Origin of the sequence: Burkholderia sp. AU15512, assembly GCF_002223325.1 — a bacterium.
GTDB lineage: Bacteria > Pseudomonadota > Gammaproteobacteria > Burkholderiales > Burkholderiaceae > Burkholderia.
Window position 1 is genome coordinate 330,870 of record NZ_NKEX01000006.1, and the last position, 22,156, is coordinate 353,025.

General features: G+C 67.4%; 19 protein-coding genes and 1 pseudogene. 10 read left to right on the forward strand and 10 right to left on the reverse strand.

The window, feature by feature from the left end; translation table 11 throughout:
- Positions 1 to 51: 51 nt before the first annotated feature.
- Complete coding sequence (locus tag CFB43_RS38450) at positions 52 to 510, reverse strand: hypothetical protein (protein WP_174973743.1); 459 nt, start codon at positions 508 to 510, stop codon at positions 52 to 54.
- Here CFB43_RS38450 and CFB43_RS20825 point away from each other — a divergent pair.
- From CFB43_RS20825 to CFB43_RS20845, 5 genes are all read left to right on the forward strand, one after another.
- Complete coding sequence (locus CFB43_RS20825) at positions 509 to 3,376, forward strand: type VI secretion system Vgr family protein (protein ID WP_179254875.1); 2,868 nt, start codon at positions 509 to 511, stop codon at positions 3,374 to 3,376. The genes CFB43_RS38450 and CFB43_RS20825 overlap by 2 nt on opposite strands.
- A gap of 88 nt (positions 3,377 to 3,464) precedes the next feature.
- On the forward strand, positions 3,465 to 3,917 hold the full coding sequence (locus tag CFB43_RS20830) for a hypothetical protein (RefSeq protein WP_089496388.1): 453 nt from the start codon (positions 3,465 to 3,467) through the stop codon (positions 3,915 to 3,917).
- Positions 3,918 to 3,994: 77 nt separating this feature from the next.
- On the forward strand, positions 3,995 to 4,789 hold the full coding sequence (locus CFB43_RS20835) for a DUF1795 domain-containing protein (protein ID WP_179254876.1): 795 nt from the start codon (positions 3,995 to 3,997) through the stop codon (positions 4,787 to 4,789).
- Complete coding sequence (locus tag CFB43_RS20840) at positions 4,786 to 6,087, forward strand: PAAR domain-containing protein (RefSeq protein ID WP_089496390.1); 1,302 nt, start codon at positions 4,786 to 4,788, stop codon at positions 6,085 to 6,087. The genes CFB43_RS20835 and CFB43_RS20840 overlap by 4 nt, the downstream gene beginning before the upstream one ends.
- 34 nt (positions 6,088 to 6,121) lie before the next feature.
- Complete coding sequence (locus CFB43_RS20845; protein WP_089496391.1) at positions 6,122 to 6,847, forward strand: SMI1/KNR4 family protein; 726 nt, start codon at positions 6,122 to 6,124, stop codon at positions 6,845 to 6,847.
- Between the two features lie 39 nt (positions 6,848 to 6,886).
- On the opposite strand, the pseudogene CFB43_RS38880 reads toward CFB43_RS20845, so the two are convergent.
- The 8 genes and pseudogenes from CFB43_RS38880 to CFB43_RS20880 form a co-directional block, all read right to left on the reverse strand.
- Positions 6,887 to 7,017: pseudogene (locus tag CFB43_RS38880) on the reverse strand (Asp/Glu/hydantoin racemase); the annotation flags it as partial.
- A gap of 14 nt (positions 7,018 to 7,031) precedes the next feature.
- Entirely contained in the window at positions 7,032 to 8,414 is a 1,383-nt protein-coding gene (locus CFB43_RS20850) for an amidohydrolase family protein (protein WP_089496392.1), read from the reverse strand.
- An 85-nt stretch (positions 8,415 to 8,499) separates the two neighbouring features.
- On the reverse strand, positions 8,500 to 9,873 hold the full coding sequence (locus tag CFB43_RS20855) for a nucleobase:cation symporter-2 family protein (RefSeq protein WP_089496393.1): 1,374 nt from the start codon (positions 9,871 to 9,873) through the stop codon (positions 8,500 to 8,502).
- A 61-nt stretch (positions 9,874 to 9,934) separates the two neighbouring features.
- Complete coding sequence (locus CFB43_RS20860) at positions 9,935 to 11,038, reverse strand: CobW family GTP-binding protein (RefSeq protein ID WP_089496394.1); 1,104 nt, start codon at positions 11,036 to 11,038, stop codon at positions 9,935 to 9,937.
- Complete coding sequence (locus tag CFB43_RS20865) at positions 11,035 to 11,649, reverse strand: UbiX family flavin prenyltransferase (RefSeq protein WP_089475404.1); 615 nt, start codon at positions 11,647 to 11,649, stop codon at positions 11,035 to 11,037. Before CFB43_RS20865 ends, CFB43_RS20860 begins: the two co-directional genes overlap by 4 nt.
- Positions 11,646 to 13,040 carry a UbiD family decarboxylase gene (locus tag CFB43_RS20870; RefSeq protein WP_089496395.1) on the reverse strand — a complete coding sequence of 465 codons (1,395 nt, stop codon included), beginning with the start codon at positions 13,038 to 13,040 and terminating at the stop codon, positions 11,646 to 11,648. The genes CFB43_RS20865 and CFB43_RS20870 overlap by 4 nt, the downstream gene beginning before the upstream one ends.
- Positions 13,041 to 13,121: 81 nt before the next feature.
- Positions 13,122 to 14,027 (reverse strand): amidohydrolase family protein, encoded by a 906-nt coding sequence (locus tag CFB43_RS20875; RefSeq protein ID WP_059239348.1) that lies wholly within the window; start codon positions 14,025 to 14,027, stop codon positions 13,122 to 13,124.
- 35 nt (positions 14,028 to 14,062) lie between these two features.
- Positions 14,063 to 14,965: an amidohydrolase family protein gene (locus CFB43_RS20880; protein ID WP_011354246.1), complete on the reverse strand. Its 903-nt coding sequence runs from the start codon at positions 14,963 to 14,965 to the stop codon at positions 14,063 to 14,065.
- Positions 14,966 to 15,208: 243 nt separating this feature from the next.
- Between CFB43_RS20880 and CFB43_RS20885 the strand changes: the two genes are divergently transcribed.
- Positions 15,209 to 16,099 (forward strand): LysR substrate-binding domain-containing protein, encoded by an 891-nt coding sequence (locus CFB43_RS20885; protein ID WP_089441835.1) that lies wholly within the window; start codon positions 15,209 to 15,211, stop codon positions 16,097 to 16,099.
- Between the two features lie 9 nt (positions 16,100 to 16,108).
- On the opposite strand, the gene CFB43_RS20890 is transcribed toward CFB43_RS20885, so the two are convergent.
- On the reverse strand, positions 16,109 to 17,002 hold the full coding sequence (locus tag CFB43_RS20890; RefSeq protein WP_089441836.1) for a LysR substrate-binding domain-containing protein: 894 nt from the start codon (positions 17,000 to 17,002) through the stop codon (positions 16,109 to 16,111).
- 128 nt (positions 17,003 to 17,130) lie between these two features.
- Between CFB43_RS20890 and CFB43_RS20895 the strand changes: the two genes are divergently transcribed.
- From CFB43_RS20895 to CFB43_RS20910, 4 genes are all read left to right on the forward strand, one after another.
- A complete protein-coding gene (locus CFB43_RS20895; RefSeq protein WP_089496396.1) occupies positions 17,131 to 17,625 on the forward strand; it encodes a (2Fe-2S)-binding protein in 495 nt (164 codons plus the stop codon).
- Position 17,626: 1 nt separating this feature from the next.
- Positions 17,627 to 19,873 carry a xanthine dehydrogenase family protein molybdopterin-binding subunit gene (locus tag CFB43_RS20900; protein ID WP_089496397.1) on the forward strand — a complete coding sequence of 749 codons (2,247 nt, stop codon included), beginning with the start codon at positions 17,627 to 17,629 and terminating at the stop codon, positions 19,871 to 19,873.
- Between the two features lie 280 nt (positions 19,874 to 20,153).
- Positions 20,154 to 20,861: a YfiR family protein gene (locus tag CFB43_RS20905; protein WP_089496398.1), complete on the forward strand. Its 708-nt coding sequence runs from the start codon at positions 20,154 to 20,156 to the stop codon at positions 20,859 to 20,861.
- A complete protein-coding gene (locus CFB43_RS20910) occupies positions 20,858 to 22,126 on the forward strand; it encodes a diguanylate cyclase domain-containing protein (protein ID WP_089496399.1) in 1,269 nt (422 codons plus the stop codon). Before CFB43_RS20905 ends, CFB43_RS20910 begins: the two co-directional genes overlap by 4 nt.
- Positions 22,127 to 22,156 lie beyond the last annotated feature (30 nt).

Genomic DNA, 22,156 nt, shown 5'->3' on the forward strand with positions numbered 1-22,156 from the left:
ATTCGAGGGGACTACTTAATTGAAAGGTATGGACTCGCCCGAGACGGGCCGTTATGATGGCGCCGCTTGTCGTGAGAGACAGCCGATCCCCGCCAAGAAAAAGACATAAGCGTGGGAGAAAATGCCGATTTTCTCGAATGTTTGCCTGCTGGCGAATGCGATTGCATTGATTGCCTGAAAGCCGCGAATCGCATTCCGTCGAAGATGCATTCGGAAATTAATATTTCGGACATCGACATGTAGTAATGCCGCGTCGCCTGCGTCGCGGCAATCAGAAAAGAAAGCGAGAGGGCCCATGAAAGAGTTGCCAGGAATCGCCGGATTGGCCGAGTCCGCGGGATCGTCCCCGCTTGCCGGCGCGCTGCAGTCGGGCGCGATGCAAATGGCCGCGGCGGCGAATCCCGTCGTCGGCAAGATCGCGCCGACCGCATCGGCCGTCATGCAGGCCCTGGCCGCCGGCGGGAATCCGGCGCAGATTGCGGCGTCGATGGCCGCACCGGCGGCCGGCATGCTGAATCCGCTTGCCGGGCAACTCGCTTCCGGCGCGATGGCCGGCATGCGCGGCGCGGGCGCCTCGGCGATGCCGATGGCGGCTGCCGACGCGCCGCCGGCTGTCGACGATCACCCGCTCGCCGGGCAGCCGCTTTCCGATCTCGCTTCCGCACCGCAATTCTTCGTTCCGGGCCAGACGGCCGCGCAGCCCGGCGCCTCTGCCGCGTCGTTGCCGTTCAGCGAGACGACGCGCCTGCTGCGTTTCCAGTCGTCGCTGACCGGCAACCGCGCGCTGTCGATCGCGGCGATCACCGGCGGCGACGCGCTGTCCGAAATGCCCGGCTACACGCTCGACCTGATCACGCAGAATCCGTCGATCGACCTCAAGGACGTGCTGAACCAGGCGGTCGCCGTGAACATCACGCTCCAGGACGGATCGGAGCGGCAGATTCACGGCTATCTGGTCCGGTTCGGCTTCGAGCGCAACGACGGCGGCATCGCGCACTATCGCGGCGACCTGGCACCGTGGCTCTGGTATCTCGGCAAGCGGGTCAACAGCCGGATCTATCAGCAGGTCACGGTGCTCGACGTGCTGCGCAAGGTCTTCGCCGATTATGGCGCGCTGGTCGATTACCAGACGCACATCAAGCAGGAACTGAAGCCCGAGGATTACGTCGTCCAGTTCCAGGAAAGCGACCTGAATTTCGTCAGCCGGCTGCTCGAGCGGCACGGGCTGTTCTACTACTTCGAATACCGGCAGGACGGCCACACGCTCGTGATCGCCGACGATTCGGCGTCCTGTCCCGACCAGGCGCACGATCCCGTCGTGACCTACAACGCGGCGAGCGGCGTGCAGCAGGCGGACCGCCTGACCGCGCTATCGGCGAGCCGCGAAACCCAGCCCGGCGTGGTGGCGCTGCATACGTTCGACTACAAGCACCCGAAGGGCCGGCCTTACGTCGAACTGCCGACGCTGGCCGATCAGGGCAATGCACCGAAGCTCGAGGTGTACGACGGCAGTTCGGCATTCGCCTACAAGGACACCCGCGCGGGCGAGGCGGAAGCCAAGCGCCGGCTCGAGGTGTACGAGTGGCAGGCCAAGGTATTTCGCGGCGAATCCGGTTGCCGCGGGCTCACGGTCGGCCGCAAGTTCAAGATCGACGGGCACTTCTGGTTCGACCCGGCCAAGCAGGACGACAACACGTTCCTGGTCGTCGGGATCCGGATCGACGCGAAGAACAACTTCGACGATGCCTCGGCGCAGCCCGGCAGTTTCCGCAACGAACTGACGCTGATCCGCAGCAAGATTCCGTATCGTCCGGTGCGGCAACATGACAAGCCGGTGATGCCCGGCCCGCAGAGCGCGATCGTGGTGGGCCCGAAGGGGCAGGAGATTCATACCGACGGCATGGGCCGGATCAAGGTGCAGTTCCCGTGGGATCGCTACGGCAAGAACGACCAGGACAGCTCCTGCTGGATCCGCGTGTCGCAGCCGTGGGCAGGGCGCGGCTGGGGCACCGTTGCGATTCCGCGCGTGAACCAGGAGGTCATCGTCGATTTCCTCAACGGCGATCCCGACCGGCCGATCATCGTCGGCCGCATGTTCAACGCGGAACAGACGCCGCCCTACGGCCTGCCCGACGGCGCGCACCAGATGGGTTTTCACAGCAACTCCACGCCCGGCGGCGGCGGGTTCTGCGAAGTCGTGATCCACGACAAGAAAGGCGAGGAACTGGTCAATATCCACAGCCAGAAGGATATGGCCACGACGGTCCAGAACAATCACGTGACGGTCGTGAACGGCCCGAACCAGACCAACGTCGTCACGCAGGGCCAGCACGCGAGCATCGTGCGCAAGGCGATTTCCGTGCAGTCGCAGGACGAGCACATCCAGCACACGGCGAAGACGGCGGTGATCCTGCATGCGCAGGAACAGCATATGGCGCTCAAGGCGAAGGGCCCCGTGCAGATCGAATCCGATACCGAGCACGTGCACGTCAAGGGCTCCCAGTCGATCGTGCTCGAATGCGGGAAGGCGAAGATCACGCTGTCGGCCGACGGGCAGATCGTGCTCGACGGCACGCGCGTGGTCGTGCTGGGCTCACAAAGTGTCGACCTGAATCCCGATGGCGCGACCGGGCCCGCGGCGCCGCCGCTCGTGCCGGTGAACGATCCGACCGATCCCGAGCCGAACGCCGCCGCGCCGGCGGCAGGGGGGGGCGGAGGAGGAGGCGGCGGCGGTGGCGGCGGGGCAGCCGCTGCTGCGCCGGCGCACGGGAAAAAGCAGGCGAAAGGCGCGCCGAAGAAAGCCGTGGCGACCGGGCTCGGCGCCGACGTCGACAAGCTCGCCGCGAAGTCGCCGACGCTCGAACACGACATCGCCAAGTTGCAGAAGGACGGCTGGCATATCCAGTACGGTCCGGCGAATCAGGGGTCGTCCACGAACAAGCACGGCCAGCCGCCGACGATCGTGATCGACGGCAACGACCGCGGCAATCCGCAGGCCGTCGTCCAGGGGCTCGCGCATGAAACCGGACACGCGCTGTACCCGGGCGCGCCGGATTTATCGAGCAAGACCAATTACGTCAACAGCGAACTGGCGGACGAAGGCGCGGCGACGATGAACAACATCAAGGTGCAGCGCGAAATCCTCGCGCACGGCGGCCCGGACATCCAGATCGCCGGCAATCCGGCCAATTCGCCGGCCTACAATGCCGCGTACAACCAGTTCGTGAAGAACGGCGACGCGAACGCGGCACGGGCCGCCATCGGCCACGTCTATGGCACGGGCGAATACGCGTCGGTGCCCGTCAACGGCCAGTATGTCAATTATCAAACGTACTACGGAAGCTGGTATGACCGTACTTACCCCCCGTCCCACTAAGCGCGGCCGCGGCGCGGCGATCGCCGCCTCGCTGCTGCTCGCATTGTCGCTGGGCGTGACACCGGCGTGTTCGCAAGGATCGAAGAAGATGCACACAACCGTTCAACTCAGTCTCTGGCAAGTGATCGACCAGATCGGCGCGCATCAGCCGATCCGGCGCGAACCCGTCGAGCACCTGCTGCACGCGAAGCTCGCGCGCAGCGAATCGAGCAACGAATACTTCACGTTCTGGAGCAACGACGATGGCGCGCCGATCAAGCTCGACGACGGCACGCAGATCGAGCGCGTCGTGCTGCGCACGAGCAATGAAGGCGGCGCGCAGGGTGCGCTGACGTTGACGCTGTCCGGCCGTTGCGTCGGCCGCGACGACGTGAAGGCGCATTTCGCCGGGATGCGGATCGCCGGTACGCCGACGGGCCGCTCGCCGAACGAGGAGACGACGTTCCGCTCGGAGACACCGTGGGGCGAACTCGTGTTCGGGTTCGCGGAGCGCAACCCCGATTGCCTGTCGAGCGTCGGTTTCGGCGAGAAGGCGAAGTAACGCGCGCCCCTCACGCATGTGCGTGGATCGATAAAAGGAAAAACGGAATGGCGGCTTACCGATTGCACGAGGGGCGCATGACGTTGCCCGACGGCTGGCGCGACCAGACCATGAATGTGTTCCATTTGCCGGATGCGTCCGGTCGCAAGGACGTCGCATTCGTGGTGACGCGCGACTACGACACGCCGCTCGACGACGCCGGCGCGTACGCGGATGTGCAGCAGACGGCGTTCAAGCGCCAGTTTCCGGGCTACAAGCCGCTCGCGCGGGAGGCCGTCACGATCGGCGGACTGCCGGGCATCATGCTCGACTACCAGTGGCGCAGCGACAAGACGGTGCTGCGGCAGCGGCAGGCGATGGTCCGGCTCGACGACGCGATGCTGGTGTTCACGCTCAATGCACGCGTGGAGGATTTCGAGCGGCACGTGCCCGCGTGGACGTCGATCCTGGCGTCGTTCGTCCTGATGCCGCCGGTGCCGGATGAAGCCGATACGCCGGCGGCCGCGCACGACAGCCTGCCGCACGTGTTCGCGCTGTCGGCCAGGACGCGCGTGCTGCGCGTCTATCCGGATCTGCGCACGGTGTGCGAGCGCATCAGCACGCGCGAAGTCGAAGGTCACGACTGGGTGTTCTTCGCGAGCGACGGCTCGCCGCTCGAACCGAGCATTGTCCAGCACAGCCGCCAGGGGTTGTTCAAGGCGGAAGGGCGCTACGAGTTGCGGCCCAGCCGGGGCTATTCGGGGCTCCCGCTGCTGCGCCGGCTCGACGCGGTCACGGCCGTGGAGGGGGTGCCGCCGCTGGTCTCGCTGCAGGACATCGAAGCGCACCTGCGTCAGCAGGCCGCCGCGCGGCCGGACGGCGCGTCGTCATGAGCGGTGCCGAGGCCGCCCTGCGCGCGGCCCGCATGGGCGACGAGATCGGGCATGGCTTCGGGCTGCTCGGCATGATCGCGGGCGCGGTGGTCGGCGCGGTGGTCGCGGCGGCCATCGTGACGGCGACCGCGGCCACCGGCGGCCTCGCGCTCGTCGCGATCATCGGCGGCTGCGTGGCGGGTGGCGGCCTCGCCGGCGGCGCGCTGGTCCGCGGCATCCAGAAAGCGGCCAACCTGCCCGGTCCAACCACCGGCATGCTGCATCAGGGATCGCCGAACGTCACGGTCAACAGTCGCTCCGCGCTGCGCGCCGGCGTCGACTATGCGGACGAATGCAACGGCCTGCCGTTCAATCATTTTCCGCAGACGCGGTTGCTGGTCGCGCAGGGGTCGCGCACCGTGACCGTCAACGGCAAGCCGATGGCGCGCCTGTCGATGAAGATGGAATGCGGCGCCGCCATCAAGACGGCGAGCGACAACGTGACGGTCGGCGGCGAGACCGTCACCGTCGTGGAGATTCACGACACGGAAGCGATGTTCGAGACGGCCCTCGAAGTGCTCGGCTTCGTCGCGCTCGGCGCGGCCGGGCTGGGCGCGCTCGCGGCCGGCCTGGGCGCCACCGCACTGTTCGCGGGCACCGTGATCGGCGCCAACGTCGGCCTGAATGCGCTCCATTCATGGGGCGAGTCGCTGGGCCCCGGCTACGGCGACATCATGGTCGGCGTCGCCGGGTTCGCGCTGCTCGGCCTGGGCGCGAAGGGCGCCGACACGGAAGCCGCGAAGAACGCGGTCGATGTGTTGAACCGCACCAAGGTGGAGATCGAGCCGAACACGCTCGGCGCGAACGGCGGCAACGTCCGCGTCACGACCAAGGGCGTGCCGCGCACGCTGTACGATCAGCTGCGCGCCAAGACGCCGAGCTCGAAGATCCAGAAGATGGTCAACGAGAACTACGAGCCGGGCATGGACGATCCCGCGCTGCCGGGCCTGACGATCGACAAGCCGCTGCATGCGGACCACATCGTATCGATGAAGGAGATCACCGAGATGCCCGGGTTCAAGGATCTGTCCTTCGACAACCAGGTCAAGGTCCTGAACAACCCCGACAACTTCACGGGCCTGAGCGAGACGGCGAACACGTCGAAGGGGTCGAAGTCCTATGCCGACTGGACCGAATACAAGAAGGGCGGCATCAAGGTGGACGAAGGATTCAGGCAGCAGATGATGCAGCGCGAGGCCGACAACCGGACGATGCTGCAGCAGCAGATCAAGGATTTGCTTGGCGATCAGCCCAAGTAGAATGTGTCGACGACGAATTCAAGGGTGAGTGGCAATGATTGAGCTATCCGCAACGACTTACACGGCCGAACTGAAGCGCTTCAAGCTGCGCGGCCAGGTCTGGCTTGCAGCGAACGAGATTCCCGCCGACGTGCAGGTGCCGACCGCATGGCGCGTGCTGCTGGATACGCCCGACGCCGCGCTGGGCAACTGGCTCGCGAAGATGTGGGCGGGCGTCGCCGGCCGCTTGCCGGCGGTCGAGCAGTTCTTCGCGGAGAAGCTGCGGCGCCCCGCCGTGTTCCAGAAGGAGAGCGACGATCTGTGCCTGCTCTATCCGTACACGGTCGAACAGGACGACCTGAACTTCTTCATCGGCCATCCGCCGCTCGGCGATCTCGTATCGGATGACATGCCGCTGTGGCGCGCATTGCCCGACGATCTGCGCAGCTTCTACCAGTTCACGCACAACGGCTGGACGTTCTTCCCCGCGAACTCGATGGGCCCGTTGCCGATCGGCGACCAGACCGCGCTGACGGACAAGCTCGACCTGACGCCCGACGAGACGCGCCAGCTCGGCGTGAATCCTGATCTCGTGTGGACGGTGTTCCAGAATGGCGGCGGCGACTATCTGTGCCTCGACCTGCGCGACAGCGCCGGCGACGGCAGCGACGCAGGGCGGATCTGGTGGCACGAGAATCCGACCGAACTCGAGCCGGTGGATTTCTGGGCCGTGATGAACGCGTGGTTCGAGATTTTCGTCGAGGAAGCCGACAAGCGATGATGAGACACGCCCGGCGCCTTTCGGGCGCCGGGCGTGTCGGATCTCGGTCACGGTGAAGCGCGCGAAATGCACGCTGACGTTCGGCAGCCCGGCGACGATCGCGGTCGTCAGCGGTTCGAGCGCGGTGTTCGACGACGGCGTCAGGTGCCGATGCGGATGCGCGGATTCATCGCGGGGCGTCCGTTCAATCGAGCAACTGCCGCACGGCGTCGACGGCCTCGCGGCGCAGCGCGGCCAGGTCGAGGCCCGGAATCTCGCCGTTGTCCACCACGACGCGGCCGTTCACGACGTTGTACTTCACCGGCGCAGGCTCGCCGGCCGCAACCGGGGCGATTGCGTAATCGTGGAAGCCGTTGAAGCGCGGCCCGCTCACGTCGTACAGCACGAGATCGGCGGCCTGGCCCGCTTCCAGCGTGCCGACCGCGTTCAGCCCGAGCACGCGCGCGCCGGCTTGCGTGCCCCAGTGCAGCACCTCCTCGGCGGTGGTGGCCGCCGCACCGTGCGCCGCACGATGTACGAGCCAGGCGAAATTCGCTTCGTGCGTCATGCTGCCGGATTCGTTCGACGCGACACCGTCGACGCCGAGCGACACCGGCACGCCGGCCGCTGCCATGCGCGGCGCGGGCGCGATGCCGCTGCCGAGCCGCGCGTTGCTGACGGGGCAGTGCGAGCAGCCGGTGCCCGTTTCGGCGAGCAGCGCGATTTCGTTCTCCTCGAGATGGACGAGGTGCGCGAACCACACGTCGGGACCGAGCCATTCGTGTTCGGCGACGAATTCGACCGGAAGCTTGCCGTAGCGCTCGCGACAGAAGTCGACGTAACGCGTCGTCTCCGACAGGTGCGAATGCAGCCGCAGGCCCATCCCGCGCGCGGCGCGCGCGACTTCGGGCAGCAGGTCGGGCGGCAGCGAGAAGGTCGGTGTCGTCGGGGCGACGACCACGCGCCGCATCGATGCCGTGCCCGCGTCGTGATAGCGCGCCTTCAGCCGCTCGATGTCGGCAAGCATCCGGTCGAGCGTCTCGGGCTGCAACGCCGTGCCGGCGAAGCCCGGATGATCGCCGGCCGCCTGCAATGCGCCGCCGCGGCACAATACGAAGCGCATCCCGAAGGCGGCCGCTTCGTCGAACAGCAGGTCGCCGGTCTCGGTCGTGCCGCCCGCGTGATACAGGTAGTGATGATCGGCGCAGGTCGTCACGCCGGACAGCAGCAGCTCCGCGAAGCCGAGCCGTGCGGCGATGCGCGCGAGTGCCGGCGTGAAGCGCGCGACGCGCGGATACGGCACGGCCGCGAGCCATTCCTGCAGGCCGGCGTTGATCCCGGCCGGCACGGCCTTCAGCAGGTTCTGGAACAGGTGGTGATGCGTGTTGACCCAGCCCGGGTAGACGACGCAGTCGGTCGCGTCGATCACGCGTTCGCCGGGTAGCGGTGCGAGATCGGGCGCAATCGTGTCGATCCGGCCGTCGCGGATGCGCAGGTCGGCCTGGCCGAACCGCGCGGCGTCGCCGGTGCGGCCGCTCATGACCGCGATCGGGTTGCGGATCAGCAGCGAAGAAGAAGGAACGCTCATGGTCGGGTCTCCTCGGATACGGATAGTCGGGTTGTGGTTCGTCAGGCGCCGCGCGGGCTCGATGCCGCGCGCGGCATGCGGCCCGTCAGTCGCACTCGCGCGCCATCGGGCTGCCGTGCGCGGCGTCGGCGTGGACGTGCGATTCAACGGGGGCGGCCGCCGGCACACCGTTGAGCAGCGCGTTGAGCAGCACCGACACGAGGCACGCGAGCACGACGCCGCTGTGCAGGAACGGCTGCGTCCAGTCGGGCATGTGCGCGAACACCTTCGGCGCCATCACCGGAATCAGCGCGGTTGCGATCGTGAAGCCGACGATCAGCACGTTGTAGCGGTTGCCTTCGAAGTCGACTTTCGCGAGCGTCTGCACGCCGGCGGCGACCACCACGCCGAACATCGCGATACCGGCACCGCCGAGCGCGGCCGACGGCGTCGACGCGACGATCGCGCCGATCTTCGGCACCAGCGCGACGACGCACATCAGCACGCCGCTGACCGCGACGATCCAGCGGCTGCGCACGCCGGTCAGGATCACGAGCCCGACGTTCTCCATGAACGCGATGAACGGGAACGCGGCGAACGTGCCGGCGATCGCGCTCGCGACGCCGTTCGCCCGCAGCCCGCGCACGACGTCCTCCTCGCTCACCTGCTTCTCGACGATGTCGCCGATCGCGACGAACAGGCCCATCGACTCGACCATCTGCACGATCATCACGACGACCATCGTCAGCACCGGCACGATCGCGAACACCGGCGTGCCGAAGTGGAACGGGTAGGGCACGGTGAACCACGGCGCGGCGGCGACGTTCGTGAAGTTGCCCATCCCGAGCGCGATCGCGAGCAGGCTGCCCGCGACGAGCCCGATCAGCACCGACAGGTTGCGCAGGAACGCGTTCGCGAAGCGGTTGACCGCGAGGATCACGACCGCGACGACGAGCGCGACGGCGAGAAACGACAGCTCGCCGAACTGCAGCTTCGCCGCGTCGCCGCCGCCGGCCCACTGGTACGCGACCGGAAACAGCTGCAGCCCGATCACGGTGACGATGCAGCCGGTCACGACCGGCGGGAACAGGCGGCGCAGCCGGCCGACCAGCGGCGCGGCGAAGGTCGTGACGATGCCCGCGCCGATCACCGCGCCGCACACGCCGGCGAACCCCACGCCCGGCGTCAGGCCGATCGCGATCACGGGGCCGACGCTGCTGAACGCGACGCCCTGCAGGATCGGCAGGCGCACGCCGAGTTTCCAGACGCCGACCGTTTGCAGGATCGTCGAGATGCCTGAACAGAACAGCGCGGTGCTGATCAGCACGGTCGTATCGGCGGGCGACATCTTCAGCGCCGATGCGACGATCAGCGGCACCGCGATCGCGCCGATATAGGCGACGAGCATGTGTTGCAGGCCGAGCGTCAGCATCTGGCGGCGCGGCAGGACCCGATCGACGGGATGTGAAGCAGCGTTCATGGGCGAGTCTCCTGAGGTTCGTTTGCGGGCGGGCGCGCGATGCGCCCGCCTGGCGTGCCCGTCAGGCCGCGACCGCCGCGGCGAGACAGGCATGGAAACGGTCGGTCAGCGCGGCGCGATCGAGATCGCGGCCGATGAAAACGATGCGTGACGAGCGCGGCTCGCACCCCCAGGCTTGAGCGGCGCGCAGCTCGATCACGCCGTGCACGCCCTGCAGCACGTAGCGCTGCGCGCGGCCCTGCACGGCCAGGATGCCCTTCATCCGGAACAGGTTCGCGGTATCGGCGCGGCGCAGCTCGCCGAGCCACGTTTCGAGCGCGTCGAGATCGACGTCCGCGTCGACTTCGATGCCGACCGACGACACGCTGGCGTCGTGTTCGTGGTGGTCGTGATCGTCATCGTGTGCGTGGGCTTCATGTGCGTGGTCGTCGTGCTCATGCTCGTGCGCGTGTTCGTCCGCATGCGGCGCATCGGCCTGCAGCCCGTCGCTCTCGACGAGGATCTGCGCGAATTCGTTCGCGCCGATGCCGAGGATGCGATCGAGATCGACCTGCGCGTAGCTCGACGTGACGATCTCGGCCGTCGTGTTCAGCGCACGCAGCCGAGCGGTCAGCGCATCGACGTCCGGTGCGTCGACGAGGTCGACCTTGTTGATCACGATCCGGTCCGCGCAGACGATCTGGTCGACCGCCTGGTTGTCGCGGCCGTCGAGCACCAGATCGTCGAGATGCGCGCGGATATGCTTCGCGTCGACCATCGTGACGACCGCGTCGAGCGCGACTTCCTTCGCGATCGGATCGTCGAGGAAGAAGGTCTGCGCGACCGGATACGGATCGGCGAGGCCGCTCGTCTCGACGATGATGTGATCGAGCCGGTCGGGGCGCGCGACGAGCATCCGCACGATCCGCACGAGATCCTCGCGCACCGCGCCGACGCAGCACACGCAGCCGTTCGTCATCTCGTAGATTTCCTCGGTCGATTCGAGCACGAGGCCGCCGTCGATGCCGATCTCGCCGAACTCGTTCTCGATCACCGCGATCTTGCGGCCGTGCTTCTCGCGCAGGATGTAGTTCAGCAGCGTGGTCTTGCCCGCGCCGAGAAAGCCCGTGAGCACGGTGACCGGAATCTTCTCGACGTCGCTGTGGGTGGTGTGGATGTGGGTCATGATGCATCTCCGTTGAGTCGGTTGGGCTGCGGATTCGGCTGTGATGCGTTGTCTTTCCAGCGATGGACGGTGCGGGAATCGAGGTCGAACAGGTCGAGCACGCGGCCGAGCGTGTGGTCGATCATCTGGTCGAGCGAAGCGGGGCGCGCGTAGAACGCCGGCACCGGCGGCGCGACGATCGCGCCCATCTCCGTGACGGTGGCCATGTTGCGCAGGTGCGTGAGCGTGTATGGCGTCTCGCGTGCGAGCAGCACGAGCCGGCGGCGCTCCTTCAGCACGACGTCGGCCGCGCGCGAGATCAGGCCGGATGAAAGACCGCTCGCGATCTCGGCGAGCGTCTTCATCGAGCACGGCGCGACGATCATCCCGAGCGTGCGGAACGATCCGCTCGAAATCGGCGCCGCGATGTCGTCGCTGCGGTACAGCACGCTCGCGAGCGCGGTGATGTCGGACAGCCGGAAGTCGGTCTCGTGCGCCATCGTCAGCGCGGCGGCGCGCGACACGACCACGTGCGTCTCGATGTCGAGGTCGCGCAGCAGCGCGAGCAGCCGCATTCCGTACACGAAGCCGGATGCGCCGCTGATGCCGACCACGAGCCGCCGCGCGCTCATCGCGACGCTCCGCCGAGTTGCGCGATCACGTGCGCGGCGCGCTGCATCGCGGCGTCGCCGACGCGTGCGCGCACGCCGTCGAAACGCGAGCCGCGCGTCGCGTCGATCCCCATCCGCGACGTCGTGCCGTCGGCCGACGACGACGGATCGAGCGGGCTGCCGGGCAGGCCGTCGACGACGAACAGGTCGCGGTGCGGCTGGAAGTGCGTCGCGATCGCCCACAGCACCTGCGCGTCGTCGGTGATGTCGACGTCGCTGTCGACCGCGACGACGTTCTTCAGGTACGGGTCCCAGCCGAGCAGCGCGAGCATGATCTGGCGCGCCTCGCCGTCGCGCGACTGCTTCAGCGCGACATAGCAGTGGAAGTGCGTACCGGAATTCGGATAGTGGATCGCGGTGACGGAAGGAAAGCGCGCCTTCAGCTTTTCGCTCATCTCGGCTTCGCGCGGCAGCCGCGCGAGCGTCAGGTGCTCCGCGTACGGGCCGCCGACCACGTCGACGAGCCATGCATCCTTGCGCCGCATCATCGCGTCGATGCGCAGCACGTTGTTGGTCGAGCGGTCCGACGAGTAGCCGGTGAATTCGCCGAACGGGCCTTCTTCCGCATGCGCGTCGGGATCGATCGTGCCTTCGAGCACGAACTCGGCGGCGGCCGGCACGCCGATGCCGTGGCGCGGCGTGCGCACGAGCTGCAGCGGCGCGCCGAACAGTCCGCCGGCAATCGCGCGCTCATCCGCGCCGAACGGCACGCGCGCGGCGGCCGCGAGCATGAACAGCGGATGCGCGCCGATCACCATCGCGACCTTGAGCGTGTCGCCGCGCGCCTTCGCGGTCTGCAGCATCCGCCACAGATGGCCGCGCGAATGCAGGCTCGTCGCCAGCGCGTTGCGCGCATGCGGCATCGAGCGGTGGTAGCTGAGGTTCGCGACGCCCGTCACCGGATCTTCGGCGACGATCACCGCATTGGTCACGTAGGGCCCGCGATCGGTTTCGAAGTGGCGGATCATCGGCAGCTGCGCGAGATCGACCGCGTCGCCTTCGGTTACCTGATCGAGTACGGGGCCGTGCGGCACGACGACCGGCGCGACGGGTGCGTTCGCATGCTGCTGCCACGCATCGAACAGGCCGTTCGCATCGACGCCGAACAGCCGGCCGATGCGCGTGCGGGACGCGAATACGTTGGTGACGAGCGGTGTCGACAGACCGTCGACGCGCTCGCAGACGAGCATCTCGTGCCGCCCGCGCGCGGCGAGCGACGCGACGACGGCCGTGACGTCCTGGTCGGCGGACAGCGGCTGCGCGAGCGTCAGCACGTCGTCCGGAAAGCGTTCGCGATAGGCGTTCGCGAAGTGATGAAAATCCTGCTGCTCGGCAAAAAGGCTGGACGCCATGATGCACTCCGTCGGATGCGGAAGGGGAAAGGCCGGATCGCGCGCGTGTTCGATGCGACACGCGATCCGGCTGCCGGCGCGTTACAGGTAGGTCGACGTGAGGCGCTTCTGCGCTTCGTCGAGATCCTTCGGCGGCTTGGTCGGCTCGATGCCGACGAGGCGGGCGATGTTGTTGCCCATGTAGTCCTCGAGGCCGTCCTCGTCGAGATCCATCCCCTGCGGCGCGGGCCCGCACAGCATTTCCAGCTCGCGCAGCCACATGCCGGGTTCGTTCGGCGGCGAATCGGTGCCGAACACGATCTTGTTGCGCGGCAGCTCGCGGGCGAACTCGACGATCCGCGACTGGTAGCACCAGCCCGATTCGCAGTACACGTTCGGCGTATCCATCGCCATCCAGAACGCTTCGAACGAGTAGTTGCCACCCGTCTGGATCCCGAAGTGACCGATGATGAAGTTCACCATCGGAAACTCGCGGATGATCGGATAGAACTGCGTCGGGATCGTGTACGGGCCGTCGCCCGTGTGGATCAGCACGACGATGTTGTACTTCGCGCAGACCTTCATCGCGGGGCGCAGCCAGTCGAGCGCGCGATCGGGCCGGTAGCCGTGCATGTTCGCGTGCAGCTTCACCATCTTGAAGCCGTACTCCCTGATGTGGAATTCGAGCTCCGCCGCGCCGTTCTCCGGGCCCCAGCGCGGGTTGTACGTGAAGTTGCCGATGAAGCGGTCGGGGTATTTCTGCGTGAGTTCGGCGATATACGCCATGTAGTCGCGAATGCCGTCACGGCCGCGGCGGTTGCCGTCGCGATAGCCGGTGTTGCCGGGCGGCGGCTGGATGAAGCCCATGTCGATGCGGCGCGGCTTGCCGTTGATGATGTACGGGCCGTCCATCATCTTCAGCAGGCGTTCGCCGGTGAACGGTTCGCCGGTGTGGCGCCACGCCTCGTCGACGAGGTTGGTCGGGTGCAGGTGCGTATCGATGATCATGTAATGCTCCGGAATCGGGAGAGAGGGGGCGAGCGTCAGGCGGCGAGCAGCGCTTTCGCTTCGTCGACGGTGCGCGGCGCGGGCGTCGGTTCGAGGCCGATCATTCGCGCGGTGTTGTTGCCGAGGTAATCCTCGAGCGTGTCCTCGTCGAGATTCATCCCTTGCGGTGGATCGAAGCACAGCACTTCAAGCAGCCGCAGCCACATGCCCGGTTCGTTCGGCGGCGTGTCGGAGCCGAACAGGATCTTGTGCTTCGGCAGCACCTTCGCGAATTCGACGATCCGCGACTGCAGGCACCAGCCCGATTCGCAATACACGTTCGGCAGGTCCATCGCGAGCTGGAACGGCTCGAAACAGTAGACGCCGCCCGTCTGCACCCCGAAGTGCGCCATGATGAAATTGACCGTCGGGAATTCCTTGATCATCGGCACCCACTCGGTCGGGATGCTGTACGGGCCGTCGCCGGTGTGCAGCTTCACGAGCACGCCGAGTTCCGCGCATTTCTTCAGCGCGGGGCGCAGCCAGTCGAGTGCGCGATCGGGCCGGTACGCATGCATGTTGGCCTGGAACTGCACCATCTTGAAGCCGAGCTTGCGCACGTAATGATCGATCGCGTTCACGCCGTTCTCCACGCCGCAGCGCGGGTTGTAGACGAAGCAGCCGATGAAGCGGTCGGGGTGCTTGCGCACCATCTCGACCGTATACGCCATGTACGCGTCGATCGATTCGGTGCCCGACTTCTCGCCGTCGGTATACGTATAGATGGTGTTGCCTTGCGGCGGCTGGATGAACGCCTTGTCGACGCGGCGCGGCTTGCCGTTGATGAGGAACGGGCCGTTCATCGTCTCGATCAGGCGCTCGCCGGTGAACGGCGGGCCGTCGTGACGCCATGCGAGGTCGACGAGATTCGTCGGGTAACAGCTGGTGTCGATGATCATCTACTCGATCTCCTTGAGAGGAACCGGAAAGGCCGGTTGCCGTATCGCGGGCAGGCACGTCGATGAAGCGACCTGTCGGTCGGATTCATGCGGCCCTTTGCAAGGCGCATTATTTTTTTGCGCCTTCCCCTCGCCGGCATCGAGTGACACACTGCGACGTGCACTGCTGCTTGGGACCGAGTGTCACCAGCCGAATGTGCTCTGTACAATATTTTTTACTGACGCTCTTGATACGTTTGCGATATGGACATGCGTGTGTTGCGTTACTTCGCGGTGCTGGCCGACGAACTGCATTTCGGGCGCGCGGCCGCGCGGCTCCATATCTCGCAGCCGCCGTTGAGCCAGCAGATCCGGCTGCTCGAGGAGCAGCTCGGCACCGCGCTGTTCGTGCGCTCGCAGCATCGCGTCGAATTGACCGAGGCAGGGAAAACACTGAAGGAGCAGGTGCCGCTGATCGTCGCGCAGTTCGATCGCGCGATTGATCTCACGCGTTGCGCGGGGCGCGGTGAAGTTGGGCGGCTTGCGGTCGGCATCATCAGCTCGGCGATGGTCGTGCCGATTCCGCGTGCGTTGCGCGTGTTCGCCGAACGCCATCCGCACGTGCACTGGTCGCTGCACGAGATGACGCCGGCCGCGCAGATCGACGCGCTGAAGGAGAAGCGGCTCGACGTGTGCTTCTTCCGGCTGTTCCAGGACGACCCGTCGATCCGCAGCGAGATCGTGGTGCGCGAAACGGCCGTGGCCGTGCTGCCGTCCGGCCATCCGCTCGCGTCGCGCGACGCGATCGCGCTCGGCGAGCTGGCCGGCGAGCAGTTCGTGTCATTCGGCTTGCGGCATTCGCAACTGGCGCGCTTCCTGCAGCAGAGCTGTGTCGACGCGCGCTTCACGCCGCGGATCGCGCACGAGGTCGTCGAGGTGCACACGCTGCTGTCGCTGGTGCGTGAAGGGCTGGGCGTCGCGCTGCTGCCTGCGTCGTCGCGGCAGATCTCGACGGGTGGCGTCGCGTTCGTGCCGCTGCTGCCGCCGGCGCTCGAGGTGTCGCTGCAGGCGCGCTACCGCGCGGACGATACGTCCGCGGTGCTCGGCGCGTTTCTCGACACCGTGCGCGAGGTTGCGGCGGAGTTCAGCGCGTAGCGGCGCGTATCAGCGCGCGAGCGATTGCGCGACGAGCGCGCCGATCGCGTCGATCAGCGGCTTCACGCGCGCATGGCGTTCGCGCGGCCAGATCGCATGCAGGTTGTAGTGCGTCGGAATCGCGATCGTGCAGAGTTCGACGAGCCGGCCGTCGCGGCGCGCATCGGCGGCGAGCAGCCCGCGCACCAGCCCGGCGCCGAGCCCGGACGCGAGCGTCGCGACGAGCCCCGCCGCGTTGTCGAACACGGCGATCGTGTCCGGTTCGACCGGTTCGAGCCCCGCCGCCTCGAGCCACGGAATCCACGACCGCTTCGTATAGCCGAGCAGCGGCAGTTCCAATACCTGTTCGGGCGTGAGCGGCGCGGTCAGCCCGTAACGTTCGAGCAGCGCGGGCGCGGCCATCGCGGTCAGCCGGTCGGGGCAGACCAGCGCGCTGTCCACGCCTTCCCATTCCCCGTAGCCATAGCGCAGCGCGACATCGACATGGTCGAATGCATCGCGATCATGGCGCGGCGCCGACAGCACCGTCAGCGTCGTGCCGTCGAGCGTGCGCATCAATGCTGGCAGCCGCGCGGGCAGCCAGCCCTGCATCAACTCGGGATCGACGTCGAGCCGGAGTGACGGCCCGGTCGTGCGCCCCTTCACCGACGACAGCGCGCGATCGATCTGCTCGAGCCCGTCCGACAACTGGTTCGCGAACAGCGTGCCGGCATCGGTCAGCATCACGCGGCCGCCGGCGCGGGCGAACAGCGGCTGGCCGATGAATTCCTCGAGCGAGCGAATCTGCTGGCTGATCGCACTGTGCGTGAGCGCCAGCTGGCGTGCCGCGCTGGAAAAGCTGCCGACCCGCGCGGCGTGCAGAAACGCCTGCATCGACTGGATCGAAGGGTATCGCTTGAGCATCTGTTAGTCCGACTGACAGGGATTCGACGAAATGATCGCTGGCGTAGCCGTGCATCGCGTTTCGATAATGCTCCGGAACCGCGCGATGGGCGCGGGCCGACCTAGGAATGCGAATCAGGAGACCGCGCATGATCGACATCGTCGTGAACGATACACGCCATTCGCTCGAGAATGTACCGGGGGATATGCCGTTGCTGTGGGTGCTGCGCGACCGGCTCAAGCTCACCGGCACGAAGTTCGGCTGCGGCAAGGGCCTGTGCGGCGCGTGCACCGTGCATCTCGACGGGCAGGCCGCGCGCGCATGCCTGATTCCGGCCGTCGCCGCGCACGGGCGGCACGTGACGACGATCGAGGGGTTGTCGCCGGACGGGCGGCATCCGCTGCAACTCGCGTGGGTCGCCGAGGACGTGCCGCAATGCGGCTATTGCCAGCCGGGGCAGCTGATGCAGGCGGCCGCGCTGTTGAAGGGCGGCCAGCCGGTGGACGACGACACGATCGTGCAGGCGATGTCGGGCAACCTCTGCCGCTGCGGCACGTATGCGCGCATTCACCGCGCGATCAAGCGTGCGGCGTCCGGCGATCCGTCGCTGACGGCCGCGGCCGAACCCGCGAAGGAGGCGTGACATGCGCGACGATCACGCACCGGATGCACCGCATGGCGACGGCACGCCGCGCCGGCGTTTTCTCAAGCAGGGTTCGGCGCTGCTGGCCGCCGGCATTGCGATCGGCTTCCGGATGCCCGACGCGGCGGCCGCAGGCAAGCACGCGAGCGGCGATCCGCATCCGGCCGCCGGCGAATTCGAACCGAACGCGTGGGTGCGCGTGCTGCCCGACGACACGATCAAGCTCGTCGTGCACAAGCACGATTCGGGCACCGGCACGCGCACCGCGCTCGCGGCGGTGGTGGCCGAGGAGCTCGACGTCGATCCGTTCCGGGTCGACGTGATCACGCCGGAAGATCCGTTCTTCGCCGACTACCTGCATCCGCTGTGGAAAGTGTTCTCGACCGGCGGCAGCACGAGTGTCGCGATGGAGTACGACCGGCTGCGTCGAGCGGGCGCGACCGCGCGTGCGATGCTCGTCGAAGCGGCGGCGCATCAATGGGGCGTGCCCGCTCCTACGTGTACGACGGCAGACGGCGCGGTGCTGCATGCGTCGAGCGGCCGCCGCGCGACGTACGGCTCGCTCGCGCAGGCGGCCGCGCAATTGCCGGGGCCGAAGCAGGTCGCGCTGAAAGAGCCTGCGCAGTTCCGCTATATCGGCAAGCTGCGCAAGAAGCGCGGCGCCGCGCAGAAGGCCGACGGCTCGTTTCCGTACGGCATCGACGTGTCGCTGCCGGGGATGCTGGTCGCGGTCGTCACGCGTGCGCCGGTGATCGACGGCCGCGTGCGCAGCGTCGATGCAAAGGCCGCGCTCGCGATTCCCGGCGTGCGCGACGTGCTGCAGATTCCGCCGCGCCCCGACGTGCTCGGCGGCAACCAGGCCGGCGTCGCGGTGCTCGCGGACGACTACTGGTCCGCGCATCAAGGGCAGGCCGCGCTGACGATCGAATGGGAGGACAGCCTGTTCGAAACCTTCGACAGCAGTACGCTCGCCGCACGCCAGACCGCGTGGCTCGACGATCCGGCCGCGCGCGTCGTGCCGACGATCGCCGACGGCGACCCGGCGAAGGCCCATGCGGCCGGCGCGCGCACGATCGAGGCGTCGTATGCGATGCCGCACAAGGCCGCGAATCCGCTGGAGCCGATCAACCTCACCGTGTGGGCCCGCAATGGCGGCATCGAATACTGGGGCGGGCTGCAGGTGCCGTCGACCGCAATGGAAGCGGCGGAGGTGATCGGCGGCATTCCTTCGCATCGGGTGACGCTGCATGAGCTCGTGTCGGGCGGCAGCTTCGGCGCGCGCGAATCGAAGTACTGGCTGTTCGAGGCGACGTGGCTCGCGGTGAAGACCGGCAAGCCCGTGAAGCTGATGAACAGCCGCGAGGACGAGATGCGTGCGCTGTTCTATCACGCGGCAAGCTACCACCGTGCGCGCGCGGTGCTCGATGCGCAGGGCAATCTCGCGTCGCTGTGGCTGCGCGCCGTGATGCCCGCATCGCCGCAGCAGTGGGAGCCCGGCTATCTCGAGCGCACCGACCGGATGGATTTCAGCACGACCGAGGCGATCACGAAATGGGAGTTCGCGTATGCGGCGCCGCATCGCGACATCGGCTGGATCCGGATGGAGACGGGCGTGCCGACCGGCTGGTTCCGCGCGGTGAGCTACATCCCGAACGTGTTCGCGGTCGAATCGATGATGGACGAGGCCGCGCACGCGGCGAAGCGCGACCCGGTCGAGTTCCGGCTCGCGCATATGCGCGACCGGCCGCGTCATGCGGCCGTGCTGCGTGAAGCGGCGCAACGAGCGGGGTGGGGCCAGCCGCTGCCGGACGGTGTCGCACTCGGCATCGCGACGAACCAGGCGTACGACAGCTATGTCGCGGTGGTCGCGCGGGTCGTGCGCAAGGACGGCGCGGTGCGCGTGGAGAAGCTGACGTGCGTCGCCGATTGCGGGATCGCGGTGTCGCCGGCCGGCGTCGACGAGCAACTGTACGGCGGCCTGATGTGGGGGCTCGGCCATGCGACGTCCGATCGCATCGATTTCCGGCACGGCCGCGTGCAGCAGTCGAACTTCGATACGTATCGCGTGATGCGGATGAGCGACATGCCCGATACCGACATTCACATCGTGCAGGGCGATCCGGCGAAGCCGGGGGGTGTCGGCGAGCTGTCGAGCCCGGCGGTGACGCCGGCGATCGCGAACGCGGTATTCCGGCTGACGGGGAAGCGGTTGCGGGAGACGCCTTTCGATTTGTCGGTGGTGGCGTAGCGTGACCGTACGTATGAAGTTTGCCCTGCATCGGCCGCCAATCCGCTGATCAATTCGCCGACGTCGCACCCGATCGACGTCGGCGAACGCGTTCGCCCGCATCGTCGCGCGCAAGCGCCGATTCCGCATACGTTCCCCCGCTTCTCGCGGGTGTTTCCCACTGGTTGGTGATGCGAATTTTTACCTAAGATGAAGCCATCATGCGCGTAATTCGGTGCCTGCACGCGCATGGAGGGAGGCGGGAGGCAGCGCCGGAGCGACGCCAGCGGATGTTGCCATCATGGATGCGAAAGTGTGCGCGTCGGCTGCCAGTCTCGCGACTGCAGCGACGCCAGCGGACGCGGCGGCAATCGCCGCGCGAACGGTGCCCGGCTGCTCGGGTCGAACCGCTCCGCTGCGCCACGCGCTGGTCGCAATCGTTTGCGTTCTGGGGGCCGCACAGGCCGTGCTTGCCGGGGCTTCCGCCGAGGCGCCCGATCCGGCCGACACGGTGCGCATCGTGGCGGCTGCAAGCCCCACGGATCCCGCCAATCCGGCTGATGCGACACACGACACGGCCGTGCGTCAGGTCGTGCTGGGCATCGTCAGTTTCACCCGCTGGCCGACGACACCCGTGCGCCTGCATCTGTGCGTCACGGGCCGGCCCGACTATGCGCGCGGCCTGACCGACACGCTGCAGGCCGGCTCGACGCTGCTTGACGTGCAGCGTGTGCGTTTCGACGATCCCGCGCTCGGCATGGCCTGCGACATCGTCTATCTCGGCAACCTGGGCGCGGATGAGCGGGCGCGCGTGAGGGCGGCGGTAGCCGGCCATCCGGTGCTGACGATTTCGGAACACGATCCGTCCTGCACGGCGGGCGGCATGTTCTGTCTCAACGTCGACGGCGAACGCGTGTCGTTCGACATCAATCTCGACGCGGTCGCACGCAGCGGCGTGCGCGTGCATCCGAACGTGCTCAATCTCGCACGGCGGCCGGGGGCGCCATGACACGACCCATCCCACCGGTCTCGCTGTCGCGCGTGCCGCGCCCGACGCTGCAAAGCGTGCTGCGTCGCGCGCACCTGCGCCTCGCGTTCGTCGCCGTCACGATGGCGGCCGTGTCGTTGATCGTGGTGGCCGTGATTGCATTGCGTGCGTATGCCGGCAACAACCTGAACCTGCTGGCGCGCTCGCTCGGTTATACGGTGGAGGCCGCGCTCGTGTTCGGCGACCGCGTCGCGGCGGCCGAGGCGATCGGGATGATCGCCGGCGACGAGGATGTCGCGCAGGTGGTGGTCACGGATAGCCAGGGCCAACCGTTCGCAACGTGGCAGTTGCCTGCCGGCAGCGGGATCGCGCGGCTCGAGCGCGTCGTCGCCGACCTCGCGTTGCCGGGGCCCGTGACCGCGCCGGTGGTGCACGACGGCATCGTCGTCGGTCACGTCGTCGTGCGCGGCCGTGGCCATCAGTTCTTCGGATTCCTGCTCGGCGGCGTGGGCGGCATTCTCGGGTGCCTGGCCGTCAGCGTGATCGGTGCGTATATCAGCTCGCAGCGCCTGCTGCGCAGCATCGTTTCGCCGTTGCGCGCGCTGGCGGGCGTCGCCCACGCGGTGCGGCGCGAACGTGCGTTCGCGCAGCGCGTCGAGCCCGCATCGATTGCCGAACTCAACCAGCTCGGCGACGACTTCAATGCGCTGCTCGACGAATTCGAAGACTGGCAGAACACGCTGCGCGACGAGAACGCGTCGCTCGAACACAAGGCGACGCACGATGCGCTCACGGGGCTGCCCAACCGCGTGCAGTTCGAGTCGCGTCTCGCACTCGCCCTCGGCGAAGCCGGGGTGACGGGGCAGCGGGTCGCGATCCTGTATCTCGATTGCGACCGCTTCAAGGAAATCAACGACTGCCTCGGCCACGAAGCCGGCGACGCGGTGCTGATCGGCATCGCGTCACGCCTGCGCACGCAGGTGCGCGAGGCCGATCTGGTCGCGCGCCTGGGCGGCGACGAATTCGCGGTCATGCTGCCGGCCGTGCGCGAAGCGGGTAGCGTATGTCGTATTGCTGACGAAATCCTGTCCGGCATGGCGCCGTCGATCGAGCTGTCCGACGGCCGCGTGGTGGCCACCATGATGAGTGCCGGTGTTGCGCTGTATCCCGATCACGCGTCGGATGCGAGCGGCTTGCTGCGGGCGGCGGATGCTGCGATGTACCGCGCCAAGCGCGCCCGGCCAGGCTCGTGGCAACTGGCGGAAGGAGTCGCGGGGGCGGCTTGAGGTTCATCGTTTCACGCTGCGGGCGAGGCC

Coding starts and splice junctions, on each gene's coding strand:
- CFB43_RS20910 (WP_089496399.1), top strand. CDS start 20,858: ATGACACGACCCATCCCACCGGTCTCGCTGTCGCGCGTGCCGCGCCCG.
- CFB43_RS20885 (WP_089441835.1), top strand. CDS start 15,209: ATGGACATGCGTGTGTTGCGTTACTTCGCGGTGCTGGCCGACGAACTG.
- CFB43_RS20825 (WP_179254875.1), top strand. CDS start 509: ATGCTGAATCCGCTTGCCGGGCAACTCGCTTCCGGCGCGATGGCCGGC.
- CFB43_RS38450 (WP_174973743.1), bottom strand. CDS start 510: ATGCCGGCCGCCGGTGCGGCCATCGACGCCGCAATCTGCGCCGGATTC.
- CFB43_RS20855 (WP_089496393.1), bottom strand. CDS start 9,873: ATGAACGCTGCTTCACATCCCGTCGATCGGGTCCTGCCGCGCCGCCAG.
- CFB43_RS20895 (WP_089496396.1), top strand. CDS start 17,131: ATGATCGACATCGTCGTGAACGATACACGCCATTCGCTCGAGAATGTA.
- CFB43_RS20840 (WP_089496390.1), top strand. CDS start 4,786: ATGAGCGGTGCCGAGGCCGCCCTGCGCGCGGCCCGCATGGGCGACGAG.
- CFB43_RS20890 (WP_089441836.1), bottom strand. CDS start 17,002: ATGCTCAAGCGATACCCTTCGATCCAGTCGATGCAGGCGTTTCTGCAC.
- CFB43_RS20870 (WP_089496395.1), bottom strand. CDS start 13,040: ATGGCGTCCAGCCTTTTTGCCGAGCAGCAGGATTTTCATCACTTCGCG.
- CFB43_RS20850 (WP_089496392.1), bottom strand. CDS start 8,414: ATGAGCGTTCCTTCTTCTTCGCTGCTGATCCGCAACCCGATCGCGGTC.
- CFB43_RS20880 (WP_011354246.1), bottom strand. CDS start 14,965: ATGATCATCGACACCAGCTGTTACCCGACGAATCTCGTCGACCTCGCA.
- CFB43_RS20900 (WP_089496397.1), top strand. CDS start 17,627: ATGCGCGACGATCACGCACCGGATGCACCGCATGGCGACGGCACGCCG.
- CFB43_RS20905 (WP_089496398.1), top strand. CDS start 20,154: ATGGATGCGAAAGTGTGCGCGTCGGCTGCCAGTCTCGCGACTGCAGCG.
- CFB43_RS20830 (WP_089496388.1), top strand. CDS start 3,465: ATGCACACAACCGTTCAACTCAGTCTCTGGCAAGTGATCGACCAGATC.
- CFB43_RS20845 (WP_089496391.1), top strand. CDS start 6,122: ATGATTGAGCTATCCGCAACGACTTACACGGCCGAACTGAAGCGCTTC.
- CFB43_RS20865 (WP_089475404.1), bottom strand. CDS start 11,649: ATGAGCGCGCGGCGGCTCGTGGTCGGCATCAGCGGCGCATCCGGCTTC.
- CFB43_RS20875 (WP_059239348.1), bottom strand. CDS start 14,027: ATGATCATCGATACGCACCTGCACCCGACCAACCTCGTCGACGAGGCG.
- CFB43_RS20835 (WP_179254876.1), top strand. CDS start 3,995: ATGACGTTGCCCGACGGCTGGCGCGACCAGACCATGAATGTGTTCCAT.
- CFB43_RS20860 (WP_089496394.1), bottom strand. CDS start 11,038: ATGACCCACATCCACACCACCCACAGCGACGTCGAGAAGATTCCGGTC.